General features: G+C 63.0%; 11 protein-coding genes. 7 read left to right on the top strand and 4 right to left on the bottom strand.

What is annotated here, in order from left to right; translation table 11 throughout:
* The first annotated feature begins 220 nt into the window (after positions 1-220).
* The 3 genes from CLV45_RS19650 to CLV45_RS19640 all read left to right on the top strand — a co-directional run bounded on the left by CLV45_RS19650 (position 221) and on the right by CLV45_RS19640 (position 3,687).
* Entirely contained in the window at positions 221-1,291 is a 1,071-nt protein-coding gene (locus CLV45_RS19650) for a sensor histidine kinase (RefSeq protein WP_100338173.1), read from the top strand.
* A 151-nt stretch (positions 1,292-1,442) separates the two neighbouring features.
* Positions 1,443-2,903 carry a S41 family peptidase gene (locus CLV45_RS19645; protein ID WP_100338172.1) on the top strand — a complete coding sequence of 487 codons (1,461 nt, stop codon included), beginning with the start codon at positions 1,443-1,445 and terminating at the stop codon, positions 2,901-2,903.
* 79 nt (positions 2,904-2,982) lie between these two features.
* A complete protein-coding gene (locus CLV45_RS19640) occupies positions 2,983-3,687 on the top strand; it encodes a LytR/AlgR family response regulator transcription factor (RefSeq protein WP_100338171.1) in 705 nt (234 codons plus the stop codon).
* Positions 3,688-3,803: 116 nt separating this feature from the next.
* Here CLV45_RS19640 and CLV45_RS19635 read toward each other — a convergent pair whose 3' ends face one another.
* Positions 3,804-5,273, bottom strand: coding sequence for a pectate lyase family protein (locus CLV45_RS19635; RefSeq protein ID WP_245882918.1), 1,470 nt, complete (start codon positions 5,271-5,273; stop codon positions 3,804-3,806).
* 256 nt (positions 5,274-5,529) lie between these two features.
* On the opposite strand from CLV45_RS19635, the gene CLV45_RS19630 reads away from it, so the two are divergent.
* Positions 5,530-6,867 carry a CocE/NonD family hydrolase gene (locus CLV45_RS19630; protein ID WP_170061903.1) on the top strand — a complete coding sequence of 446 codons (1,338 nt, stop codon included), beginning with the start codon at positions 5,530-5,532 and terminating at the stop codon, positions 6,865-6,867.
* Positions 6,868-6,878: 11 nt separating this feature from the next.
* Here the strand turns inward: CLV45_RS19630 and CLV45_RS19625 are convergent, their stop codons facing one another.
* Positions 6,879-8,867 carry an amidohydrolase family protein gene (locus CLV45_RS19625; protein WP_100338169.1) on the bottom strand — a complete coding sequence of 663 codons (1,989 nt, stop codon included), beginning with the start codon at positions 8,865-8,867 and terminating at the stop codon, positions 6,879-6,881.
* A gap of 148 nt (positions 8,868-9,015) precedes the next feature.
* Positions 9,016-9,678, bottom strand: a complete 663-nt coding sequence (locus CLV45_RS19620; RefSeq protein ID WP_100338168.1) for a T-complex 10 C-terminal domain-containing protein — start codon at positions 9,676-9,678, stop codon at positions 9,016-9,018.
* A gap of 239 nt (positions 9,679-9,917) precedes the next feature.
* On the opposite strand from CLV45_RS19620, the gene CLV45_RS19615 reads away from it, so the two are divergent.
* From CLV45_RS19615 to CLV45_RS19605, 3 genes are all read left to right on the top strand, one after another.
* On the top strand, positions 9,918-10,421 hold the full coding sequence (locus CLV45_RS19615; RefSeq protein WP_100338167.1) for a cold-shock protein: 504 nt from the start codon (positions 9,918-9,920) through the stop codon (positions 10,419-10,421).
* Positions 10,422-10,587: 166 nt separating this feature from the next.
* Complete coding sequence (gene rlmF, locus CLV45_RS19610) at positions 10,588-11,577, top strand: 23S rRNA (adenine(1618)-N(6))-methyltransferase RlmF (protein WP_100338166.1); 990 nt, start codon at positions 10,588-10,590, stop codon at positions 11,575-11,577.
* Between the two features lie 182 nt (positions 11,578-11,759).
* Complete coding sequence (locus tag CLV45_RS19605) at positions 11,760-12,140, top strand: DUF805 domain-containing protein (RefSeq protein WP_100338165.1); 381 nt, start codon at positions 11,760-11,762, stop codon at positions 12,138-12,140.
* Between the two features lie 80 nt (positions 12,141-12,220).
* On the opposite strand, the gene CLV45_RS19600 is transcribed toward CLV45_RS19605, so the two are convergent.
* On the bottom strand, positions 12,221-12,592 hold the full coding sequence (locus CLV45_RS19600) for a hypothetical protein (RefSeq protein WP_100338164.1): 372 nt from the start codon (positions 12,590-12,592) through the stop codon (positions 12,221-12,223).
* Between the last annotated feature and the right edge of the window lie 24 nt (positions 12,593-12,616).

Here is a 12,616-nt window from a genome sequence, read left to right as displayed (position 1 = left end):
AGGCGAAAGGAGGTTTCGAGTGGAAGACCCGCCGCTAACCGGCTGGGAATGGGACAAAACAACTGCTTCCAATCCGCTCCAATGCGCTTTATTCGACTACTCCCGGCCTTGTTCCGACCAATTCCAACCCCGCATTTTTTAGTCGAAAAAAAGGCCCCATTGGTCGAAAGTTAGGCCCGGCGGGGCGGCAAGCCGGCCGAAAAACCACCAACTTGCCCCCATGCAACAAGACGCTGCCGACCGGCCCAGCCGCTTTCCCCTCGTTTTCGAAATCCTGATGTGGGCGGTGTACGTGGGCCTCTACAAGTACTCGGCCTACGTGGAACGACTCCCGCCCCACCCGCCGCTGCGCCTCAACTTTCCCTTTCCCCACCTGTGCGCGTTTGCCGGGCTGTCCACGCTCTACGTGCTGCCTTACTACCGCTGGCTGATGCCCCGCCTGCTCCACCGCCGCCAGCACCTGCTGCTGCTCGGCAGTACGCTGGTGTACTTCTGGCTGGTTTCGGCCTGGAGCTTCCAGCTCACCGGCCTGCTGTTCAAGGCGCTGGCCCAGCTCGGCGGCCTGAGCAGCCTGGCTACGCTGCCCGGCTGGTGGGACCTGTCACTGACCGTTACCGACCTGATTGCCTTTAGCTGCGTGGCCTTCGTGCGGGTGGCCTTCGAGAATGAGTACCGCCGCCGCCGGCTGGAAAAAGACCACCTGGCCCTGCAGCTCGAACAGCTCAAAACCCAGCTCCAGCCCCACTTTTTGTTTAATACGCTCAACAGCATCTACGGCCTGAGCCTGGTGGGCTCCCCCGAAACGCCCCGCTTTATCCTGCTGCTCTCCGAGCTGATGCGCTACGTGCTCTACGACAGCGGCAAGGATTATATCGGCCTGCCCGAGGAAGTCACGTTTCTGGAAAACTACTTCGAAATGGAGCAGCGCAAATACCCCGGGGCCAGCATCCGCTTTGCAACCCACGCGCTGCCCGAGGGCCTGCAGATGCCGCCCCTGCTACTGCTGCCCCTGGTCGAGAACAGCTTCAAGCACGGCCGCCACCACTTTTCCGACGCGGCCACGGTGCAGGCCACGCTCACGGCCCGGCCCGGGCAGCTTCACTTTGTGATTGAGAATGATATGCTGCCCACCCCGCCCCCGGCCTCGCCCCGGCGCAGCGGCGGCATTGGCCTGGTCAACATCCGCCAGCGCCTGAACTTGTACTATCCCGGGGCCCACGAGCTGCACCTTACCGAACACGAGGGCCGCTACCGGGCCGAGCTAACCCTGACGCTACCAGCCGCCCGCTGAGACCAGGCTGGCGGATCGGCAGCCGGGTAATAGTCCCTGGCGCTGGCGAGGAGAAACACGGGTTATAGCACCAAATACCACAACTACGAAACTTTTCGTGTAACTCATAAAGTGCGGCCGTTTCTTTGGCAGAAACTTGTAAATCAGCTTTATGAAAACGTTGCTGCTCGTGCTTACGCTCTGCCTGATAACTGTCGGAGCCCGGGCCCAATCGGCTCCGCCCGCGGCCTACAACCCCGCCCAGACCTACCCGGTGGCGCAGCTGCAAAGTGATTTGACCTACCTGCGCCGGGCCCTGGAAGAGGCGCACCCGGGCCTGTACTGGTACACGAGTCCCGACTCGCTACACCGCGCCTTCGCCCGCGCGGCGGCCGCCCTTACGCACCCCATGACCGAGCCCGAGTACTGGAAGATCTTGCAGACCCTGGTGGCGCAGGTGCGTTGCGGCCACACCCGCGTGCAGCATTCGGCGGCTTACCGCACCTGGTTTCGCCGGCAGCCCCACCCCTACTTTCCCTTTTCCGTGGCTATCCGCCAAAACCGCCTGTTCGTCGTTGAAAACCAAAGCACGGCGCCGGAGCTGCGGCCCGGTACGGAAATCCTGACCCTGGACGGCCACCCCAGCCCGGAAGTCCTGGCCCGCCTGCGGGCCCTTATTTCCGCCGATGGCTACGGCACCGGTTTTCAGGACCACGAGCTGGAAGCCGGCTTCTTCGACGAATACTACTGGAGCTGCTACGAGGCCAAGCCGGCCTACCCCTTGCTCGTGCGCGACAGTACCGGCCACGAGCAGCTCCTAACCCCGCAGCCCCGGCCCAGTGCGCCCGCCCAGCCTGCCGGCCCGGCGCTGAGCCCCGGGGAGGCGCAGGCGCGCCGGTTGGCCAAGTTACGGTCGGTGCGCTACCCCGCGGCGCTGCCCGCCACGGCCGTGCTGCGCATCAGCAGCTTCAGCTACGACGAGGCCGATGACTACCAAACCTTCCACGCGGCGCTTTTTGCCGAGCTGGCTCAGCGCCGCACCAAGCGGCTGGTGGTGGACTTGCGGGGCAACCCGGGCGGCAACAACGCCATTGCCGTGGATTTGCTCAAGTACCTGCTCAAATCCGACTTTGTGCTCACCCAAAGCGCCCTGGCCCCCGTTCGGCTACCCTCGTTTATGCAACCCGACCCGAGCCAGGCGGCCTACTTTGATACGACGCTGGTCAAGCGCCTGCCCGATGGCCGCTTCGGCTTTGCCGCGGCCACCGTGGGCGTGCAGCATCCCTACCGGGGCCGCTACTTCCGGGGCCAGGTGGTGCTGCTGGTGGATGGGGGCACGTTTTCGGCGGCTTCCAACCTGGCGGCCAGTCTGCGGGCCCAGCGCCGCGTGGTCATTCTGGGCGAGGAAAGCGGCGGGGCGGAAGCGGGCCTCAGCGGCGGCACCATCTCGCGGCTGGAGCTGCCCCAGACCCACCTGGTGCTGCAGCTGCCGCACTTTCGCCTCCTCACAGCCTGCCCCAAACCACAGCCGGGCCGGGGCGTGCAGCCCAACCGAGTGGTCGTCCCGACCCCGCTGCAGGTAGCCACCCGCACCGACGCCATTCTCACGCAGTTGCCGCTGCTGCTGCGGTAGTCCGGCCCACTTACCGCTACAATCCTCGAAGCCAACTCACGAGCACTGCTACCTTTTCTTAATTTCTGTATTTGCAACTATGACCAACACGCCTGCCCCCGTCCGCTGCCTGATTGTGGACGACGAGCCCCTAGCCCACCAAGTACTCACCCAGTTTATTGGCCAAACGCCGGGTCTGACGTTGGCCGGTACCTGCCGCAACGCCATGGAAGCCCACGACCACCTGCTCCAGCACCCCGTGGATTTGATGTTTCTGGACATCGAAATGCCGCTGATTACGGGTCTGCACTTCCTCAAAACGATGCAGAACCCGCCCAAAACGGTGCTCACCACGGCCTACCGCGAATATGCCTACGAGGGCTACGAGCTGGATATTCTCGACTATTTGCTCAAGCCCTTCAGCTACGAGCGGTTCATGAAGGCCATTTCCCGCCTGCCCGCCGTGCAGCCCGTGCCTCAGGCCGACTCCGACGAGGAAAAATTCCTGCTGGTGAAAGAGCGGCAGGGCCTGCTCAAAGTCAGCCACCGCGAAATCGTGTACGTGGAGGGCTGCAAGGACTACGTCAAGATCGTGACCAGCAGCAAAACCTACCTGCTGCACCAGACGATGAAGGAAATGGTCGAAACCCTGGGGGCGGCGTTTCTGCGGGTGCACCGCTCCTTTATCGTGGCCGTGGCCCACATCAAGCTGCTGCAGCCCGAAAACGTGGTTCTCAACGACGGCACCTACATTCCCATCGGTAACTCCCACAAAGCCGATCTGCTGGCCTTTTTCAAGAAGTAGCCTGGCGCACGACGGTATAGGCCGCACGTTATACCAAGCGCATCAGGCGACAACGCAGAGTTGAATAATCCGGCGGGCTGGCGTTGTTTCCTCTGTCATCCTGACGCTTGCCGGCCTTACTTGCCTACCAGGCTGTTGAGGTACACTTCCAGCATGGTGTAGCCGTTTGCGCCGGTTTTGCTCCGGTCGGCGGCGTCTTTCGGGTTCAGCTTCTGCTTGGTTTCCCAGGCGTCGGGCATGCCGTCGTGGTCGGTATCGGCGGGGGCGGGCTGGGCCTTGAGCTCGGGCCAGGCTTGTTGCGAAACGCTGTAGGGCGTGCCGTGGGCGTAGCCACCCTGCACGTCGATGATACGGCCGGTGCGGCGGCGCACATCCCGCACGATGCGCTGGTCGAGGGTGTCGCGCTCGGGACGGATGGCGCCGGCACCTTGCAGCACGGCTTCGTAGGCCTGCTGGGCGGTTTGGGTAACGACGGGGCCCAGGTTGAAGGGTGCGTCTACTTTAGCCAGCACAGTGTCGGCGGCCGAGCCGTTGTTCATCGTCACGCCCCGCCAGTTGTGGCGCGTCACCTCGGCGCTGGCGTCGGAGTAGTTGCCGGCGAGGTAGAATTTGCCGTAGGGCAGCGGGTTTTTGCCGTCGGTAATCTTGTAGGGGTTCAGCACCCGGGCCTTCACGCTTTCCTTGGTGTTGGGGCCGTATTTGTAGTAGTTGCCCACGATGTTGTAGTTGCCGCCCTCGCCGGCGTACACGTTGTTTTCGCCCCAGTTGTAGATGACGTTGTTGCGGAAGTCGCAGTTTTCGTAGCCGGCCGCGTGGGTGTAGCGGCTGCCGTTGAAGCGGGGTGTGCGGTTGTTGCAGCTGGCAAACAGGTTGTGGTGCATCGTGCTGTGCTGCCCGCCCCAGATGCCCCCGAACCCGTGCCGCTCGAAGTCCTTATCCCCCTTCTCAAAGTGGTAGGAATAGTTGAGTGGCTCGCTGATCAGGTTCCACTGCAGCGTCGTACTGTCGCACTCGTACACCGAAAAGGCCTCGTCGGTGCTCCAGCTCATCGAGCAATGGTCGATGATGAGGTGCTTCTGGCGCATGCCGCCCCCAAAGGCATCGTCGCCCCCGGCCCCGTCCACGAAGCCCTGGTTCTGGTTTTTGTCGCCCATGCGGAAGCGCACGAAGCGCACGATGACGTTGCTGGCCTTGAGGCTCACCGGGTAATCGGCCAAGCAGATACCGGCCCCGGGCGCGGTTTGGCCGGCAATGGTGGTGTTGCTTTTGTCGATGACCAGCGGGGAAGCCAGGTGAATGGTGCCCGACACCCGGAACACCACCGTGCGGGCCGCCGCCGGCTGGCTCAGGGCGTAGCGCAGGCTGCCCGGCTGCCGGTCGTCATTCAGGCTGGTCACTTCGAAGACCGTGGTGGGCTGCTGCTTGGTACCCCGGCCGCCCGAGGTGAAGCGCCCCGCCCCTTCGGCCCCGGGAAAAGCCAGCTGCTGGGCCCGGGCCGGGCCGGCCAGCACGGCCGTAGTCAGCAGAGTGGCCGCGGCGGCGTAGCGAAAGTTATTCAGCTGGTTTTTCGAAATGCGTGGGAACATCGTGTGGTGGGTTGTCGGGACGAAGAGCGGCGGAAAATTCTGGCGCACAGCCGGTACCGCACCCTGATATTACCCAATTGCGGGACCGGGCTGCAGTCGCGGGCCGTATTTCTTTATGCAAACGATGTCGGCAACGTTGCCGGTCGGCGCCGCGGGGCCCGGGACTCACATAATCGGGGGAGGTGCTGCAACCCGGCGGGACTATATTGCTCTTTTGGGATGTATAAGCCGTTTTTCACCTTTCTCCGCTGCTCCCATGAAAATTCGGGTACTCCTTCTCTTGTTTGCCCTGACCCTGGCCGCGCCGCGCCTCCGGGCCCAGCAGCTGCCCCGCCGCGTGTTCGTCGGCATCGATTTGCAGGGCATTACCACCGACAGTATCCAGCGGCGCTACCAGCTGCCCACCCGCAACGGCATCCTGGTGCGCGGCGTGCGGCCGGGGTCTTCGGCCCAGGCCGCCGGGCTGCGGGCCAATGACGTCATCCTGAAAATGGGCGCTACCGAAGTGGGGGCCAACGTGGGCGAGTTTGTGGGCCAGCTCAAGCAGTACAAGGTCGGCGACAAAGTTCCGTTCGTGGTACTGCGCAACGGCCGCAAAATCCGGCAGCAGGTCAGGTTCAAGGCTTTCCCCACCGAAACCAGCCCGTTTTACCAGGTTCAGTATTCCAGCGTCACGGCCGGGCCCAACCAGCTGCGCACCATCATTACCCGGCCCACTGGCGCAAGCAAGCCCAAGGTCCCGATGGTGCTCTTCATTCAGGGCGTGGGCTGTTTTTCGGTGGATAATCCCCTGAACCGCGCCGACGTCACCAACCGTATCATCGACTCCCTGTCCCGCCACGGCTACGCCACGATGCGCGTCGACAAAACCGGCATGGGCGACAGTAAGGGCACGCCCTGTCCGGAGTCGGATTTTCGGGCCGAAGCCAGCGGCTACAAGGCCGGGCTGGCGGCCATCCGGCAGCTGCCCTTCGTGGACCAGCAGAACGTGTTTATCACCGGCTTCAGCATCGGGGGCATCATGGCGCCGGTGGTGGCCCAGGGCGAAAACCTCAGGGGCGTGGTGGTCTACGGTACGGCCAGCCGCAACTTCATCGAGTACCAGCTCCAGAATGCCCGCCGCCAGGCCGAGCTGCGCGGCCTGGCCTACGACTCAATTTCCAGCCGCCAGCAAGTATTGGCCGCGGCCCTGCACCTGCTGCTCACCGACAAGCAGACGCCCGAGCAGGTGGTGGCCAAATATCCGCAGGCCCGGGACCTGATTAACTTTCCGCAGAGCTACCGCTACATGCAGCAGTGGGAAGAAACCAACCTGGCCGCGGCCTGGCAAAGCCTCAACACCCGGGTGCTGGCCCTGCGCGGCGAGGCCGACTTCGTTTCCTACGACGAAGACCACCAGCTCATTCTTGACATCGTGAACCGGGCCCACCCCGGCCAGGCCCAGTTCCGGAAGCTGCCCGAGGTGGACCATTTCTTCACCAAGGCCCGCACGCCCAAAGAAAGCCTGGAGCTGAGCGAGGCGCCCAACCCGGAAAAGAACTTCGACTTTATGCGCGTCATCGTGCGCTGGCTCGATGAGCAGCAAAAGGCCTGAAGCCCGCCCGGCTACTGCTGGTAGCCGGCCAGTTTGCGCATGGCGGCCGGGTCGTAAGGGCGGCCGTCTTTTACTACCAGCTTCACCCGGCGCAGGTTCTGAATCTGCTCCAGCGGGTTGCCTTCCACCAGCACCAGGTCGGCCTGCTTGCCGACTTCGATGGAGCCGCTCTGCTTATCCTGCTTCATGACTCTAGCCGGAGTGATGGTAGCCGTTTGCAGGGCCTGCAGGGGCGTGAGGCCGGCCTGCACGTAAAGCTCCAGCTCCCGGTCGATGCTGGTGCCGGGAAATACCATGTCGGTGCCGGCCACGATGGTTATACCGTTGTCGTAGAGCACCTTCACCAGCTTCACCAAACTCAGAAACTGGGGCTTGAACCCAGCCACTTCCTTGGGGTCGGCGCCCATGCTGATAAACAGGGCCTGCAGGGGCTGGGGCAGCTTATTGAAGGCCGGCTCCAGGGCGGTAATGTCGTCCTGGGTCGAGCGGCCCATCATTTCGTAGACGCCCAGGGTGGGGTCAATGACGGTGTGATGCTCCTTCAAGAACCGGAAGGCCCGCAGGCTGGTCGTGTCCGTGAAGTTGTACGACCGGTCGGCGTTGCGCTTGAGTACCGAGCCCACGTAGGGCAGGTGGTTCACTTGGTCCATGCCGGCCCGCACGCCCTGGTAGATATTCATGCCGTCGGGGATATGGCCCGTCACGGTCAGGCCCTGGCGGTGGGCTTCGGCGCAGATGGCCTGCACGATGTCGGGCTTGAGGGAGCTGTAGAGCTTGATTTGCACGAAGCCGTTGGCCTTATACTTCTGCACGGCCTGCACAGCTTCAGCCGGCGTATCGGCCCGCACGATGCCCAGGGGCCGCTGCCCGCTGCCGTCGATGATGCCGGCCTTGAGAATGCGCGGCCCCACGCCCTTGCCCGAGTTGATGGCCTGCTCAATGGCGTTGATGTAGCTAAACTCGTTGCCACAGTCGCGCACGGTCGTCACGCCGGCGGCCAGGTAGGCGGGGCCCCACTCGGCCTGCTGAAAGTGGGCGTGCATGTCCCACAGGCCCGGCACCAGGGTTTGGCCGGCCGCCTGAATTACATCGGCCCCGCGGGGCACTTTCACCTGGCCCACGGCCCCAATCTTGGTAATCTTCCCTTTTTCGATGAGCACCACCTGGTTGGGCAGCCGCTTACCCGTCACTACGTCGAGCACCGCCCCGCCGCTGATGGCCAGCACGGCTTTGCCCTTCCCGGCGGCTTGCCCCCCGGCCTCGGCCGTAAACAGGCGCATGCCGTGGCCCGCCGCCCGCCCAATAAGCGTGGGCAACAGGCTTTCGTAGGGCTGCCACATCATTTCGAGCTTGTCGCCCTCGGCGTCGTTGGTAATGATGCACATCAGACGGCCCTGCTGGTCGGTCCAGAGCAGCTCGTTGCCCCACACCAGCCCTTTGATGACGTAGCGCTCCAGCACCAGGGGCTTATTCTGAAACGTAAGCGTGTCCTGCCCGTCCCGGCTGATCTGCACGCTGCCTGAGGGTAGAGTGGCAATACTGGCGGGCCGGCCGTGCTGCTGCCAGTAGCGCAACAGCAGCATCTGGCCCGTGCCCGGCGAGTAGCCCGCCACCGGAAAGCTGCCCTCGGGAGCGGCCCTAGTCGTCACCTTGTCGTCTACCCGCACGTAAGCTTGGCCCCGGCGGATTTCGATGGAGTCGTTGATGGTCGACATGCGGGAGGTGCGACCTTTCACGGCCAGGCGCAGGGGCTCGTAAGTGGGTGTCACCACGAGCCGGGCCCGCAGCGGTACCGGGGAGCCCCGATCCACGAACTTGAAACTCACGTCGTAGGTCAGCTGCTGGGCGGTGCGGGTCAGGCGGTAGGTTTCCTTGCCGATGGGCTGCTCAAACTTGTGGAGCACAAACGTGCCGCTGTCGGCCGGGGCTAGTGGGGCGGTAGTTTGGGCCAGGGCCGGGGCCCCGCCCAGCAGGACCAGTAGGAACGGATAGGCTTTCATCAGGCTAAGCTGGAGGATGGAAAGGTTAAAGTATACACCTTCGGCAATATTCAGCTTTTCTTTTAATTACGAAATATTTCGTAATTAAAAGAAAACAAAAAACCCTCACCGGTTGGCAAGGGCTTTTTACTGAGGCACAACCCAGCGCTTAGCGCTTGATTTTCACCTGACCGTCGTCGGCGTCGCGCTTCACCTTGGTGCCACTGGGGTACTCCACTTTGGTGTCGCCGTCCTTGTCAATTTTCACGGTTTTGCCGTTGGAATACTCAATCTTGGTTTCGCCGTTTTTCTTTTTCTCGTACTCTACCATCCGTGGACCGCGGCGGGCGGGGCGGGCCGGGGCGGCCGTAGTCGTGGTGGTTTCGGTGGTCGTCGTTACCGTGGTACCGTCGTCGTAGCCCGAGCCGTAGTAGCGCGTGCGGTTGCTCTGGTAAGTGTTGTAGCGGGTCTCGTCGTTAAACACGGTCTTGATTTCGTTGTCCGTGTCGGTATCTACCTGGCGGGTAGCCACGTACTGCCCGGTCGTGTCGCTGATGTAGCGCGACTTGAGCTCACCCAGGCGCTGGGCCCGGGTGTAGTACACGCGCCGCACCTGCCGCACCTGGGCCGTGTCGGTAATGCCCAGGTCGGTGGTAACCATATCGGCCACGCGGTTGCCCTGGTCGCGGTAGATTACGTCGTTGTCGGCTACCACGGCCGTGTCGGCCGAGGGCGTTTGGGCCGCGTCCACGGCGGCGGCTTTGTCGCGGTTGCACGAGGAGCCCAGGGTCAGGGCGGCCGCGCAGGAAAGCAAAAGCAGGGTATTTTTCATGGTTCAGTGCACTAGGTGAGAGATAGAGCCGGCCGGTGGGCGGGCCCTTGGGCGCTGTACGGTGGAGTTCGGGCCCGGGTTGGCCGCCGTGCGGTTGAGCTTGCCGCGCATTAATCGGGAAATAGTCCTGAACTTTCGCTTTTATATAGCTGTAGTATGTTATATTCACCGACGTACCGCCCCCGGATGCTTATCTTCACCCGGCGCGAAGCGCAGTCATCACCTAACCCGAGACCAACATGGGGAAATCCCAAGCATCCTTTGGCAAAAAGGAAAACGAAAAAAAACGCTTAAAAAAGAAAAACGATAAGGCCGACCGCAAGGAGGAACGCCAGGCGAATGCTAAGAAAGGCCAGAGCCTGGACGACATGCTGGCCTACGTGGACGAGTTTGGCAACATCTCGGCAACGCCCCCGGACCCGAACCGCAAAAAGCAGGAAATCAAGGTCGAGGACATCCGCATTGCCGTGGCCAAGCAGGAAGACATGGAGCAGCCCGACCCGATCCGCAAGGGCACGGTGGCTTTCTTCAATGAGTCGAAGGGCTACGGCTTCATCAAGGATTCCGAAACCCAGGAAAGCATCTTTGTGCACGCCAACGGCCTGCTCAACCCCATCAAGGAAAACGACAAGGTGACCTTTGAGGTGGAAATGGGCCAGAAAGGTCCGACGGCCGTATCGGTGAAAATGGCTGTGCCGCCCGCTCCTGCGGCCCCGGCAGCTCCCGCCGCCCCCGCTCAGTAAGTATCGGCAGAATCTGCCCCTGGCTATACCCACAAGAGGCCGATGCTCCCCGAGCGTCGGCCTCTTGGCGTTGGTAAGGAGCCTGCCCGGCGGTTTCCGCCGGCCTTCTCTTTAGCTTTACGCCGCGCCGGGCCCGTATTGGCGCCTCCGCCCTTTTTCCTTGTGTATGCCCGAATCACCCACCAACCCGCCCGCCGAGAAAGACGGCCTGCACCCGCGCAACCGCCACCGGGGCCGCTACGACTTTGCAGCCCTGCAGCGGGCCACGCCCGCACTGGCGCCGTTCGTGGCCCTGAACGCGCACGGCACCGAGTCCATCGACTTTGCCGACCCAGCCGCCGTCAAGACCCTGAACCAGGCCTTGCTCCGGGAGTTTTATAACGTGCCGCTCTGGGATATTCCGGCCGGCTACCTGGCCCCGCCCATCCCGGGCCGCGCCGACTACGTGCACTACCTGGCCGATTTGCTGGCCGAGCTCAACGAAGGCACGGTGCCTACCGGCAAGCGGGTGCGGGTGCTCGACGTGGGCACGGGCGCCAACTGCATCTACCCCATCATCGGGCACCGGGAGTACGGCTGGCGCTTCGTGGGCTCCGACGTGGACCCGGTGGCGGTGCGGGTGGCCAAGCAGATTGTGGCCGGCAACCCCGGCCTGGCCGGCGCCATCGACGTGCGCCTGCAGCCCCGGTCCACCGATATGTTCAGCGGCATCATCAAGGCCAACGAGCTGTTTGACCTGACCATGTGCAACCCGCCCTTCCACGCTTCGCAGGCCGAGGCCGAGGCTGCCACCCGCCGCAAGGTGCAGAACCTGGGCGCGGGTGGCACGGCCAAGCCGGTGGCCAACTTCGGGGGCCAGGCCCATGAGCTCTGGTACGAGGGCGGTGAGGCCACGTTCACCTGGCGCATGGCCGAGGAAAGCGTCTTGCAGCGCCACAACTGCCTGTGGTTCTCGACCCTGATTTCGAAAAAGGAAACCCTGCCCGGTCTCTACAAAACCCTGCAGAAGCGCGGGGCCGCCGACGTGCGTACTATCGGCATGAGCCAGGGCCAGAAAGTGAGCCGCATCGTGGCCTGGACCTTCCTCGACGCGGCCCAGCAGCAGCAGTGGCGGCAACGGCGCTGGCTCGGCGGGCCCGCCCCGGCCGACAAATAAATAGCCGAACTGCTATTTAGCGTTGTGCTCCTGCTTATATTGCTCCCGCTCGGGGACAAAAACCCCGCTCGTTGCTTAAAAAGGCAATTGCGGCGGCCCGGGCAGTGGAGCTCAGAACCCACTTCAAAAACGGGGCGCTGCCGAAAAGCCTTACGAGTAGGAACCGTTACGCTTAATTTAGCATGGAATACTTTTTACAAGCCCTGAGAAAATACGCCGACTTTAGCGGCCGCGCCCGGCGCAAAGAGTACTGGATGTTTGTCCTGTTTCAGGTCCTGGCTTTCATTGCGGCCATGGTGATTGATACCATATTTGCTACCATAACCGGGTCCGAATTCGGGGCCGGCTATATCACCGGCTTGTTGTGGCTGGCGCTTATCGTGCCCGGCATTGCCGTATCGGTGCGCCGCATGCACGATTTGGATAAGAGCGGCTGGTTTTTGCTCGTTTCCTTTATTCCGCTCGTCGGCGGCATCTGGCTGCTGGTCCTGACCTGCACCGAGGGCACCAGCGGCCCCAACCAGTACGGTCCCGACCCCAAAGGCAGCGCCCTGGCAATCTAGATTCAGCTATTAGCACACGTAAAACGGCGGCCGCTCCTACTCTGGGGCGGCCGCCGTTTTGCGTGTGGAGCATGGCCCGGCTAGCGGCGCTTTTTGGGTTTGCTGACCGTCAGCCTCGCTTCCCTTGGCCCCGCCGCATCTTCGGCGGCGGGGGCAGGCGGCACCGCGCGGGGCTCGGCGGGGGCGGCCAGACTGGCCAGGGCGGCTTCGGCCGCTTCAGCCCCGGGCCGCGCCTTGTTGGCGGCTTCCTCTTCGGCGTGCTTTTTAGCCAAATACGTCAGGCCGGCGGCCAGCAAAGCCACGCCGCCCACTATTTTCTGGCCCGTGCTGAGCTTACCCACGGCACGGGTGGTTTTGCGAAACTTGCGCAGGACTTTAACGGCGCCTTCCACCGGGCTGGCGGCGGATTTGTCTTTGCCTTTTTTAGCGGATTTCTTCTTGTCTTTAGCCATGACCGGGAAAAAAGTGGACGTTGG

Origin of the sequence: Hymenobacter chitinivorans DSM 11115, assembly GCF_002797555.1 — a bacterium.
Taxonomy (GTDB): Bacteria; Bacteroidota; Bacteroidia; order Cytophagales; family Hymenobacteraceae; genus Hymenobacter; species Hymenobacter chitinivorans.
Note: the sequence above shows the minus strand (reverse complement) of the source record. Positions and strands in the feature narration are given on the sequence as shown.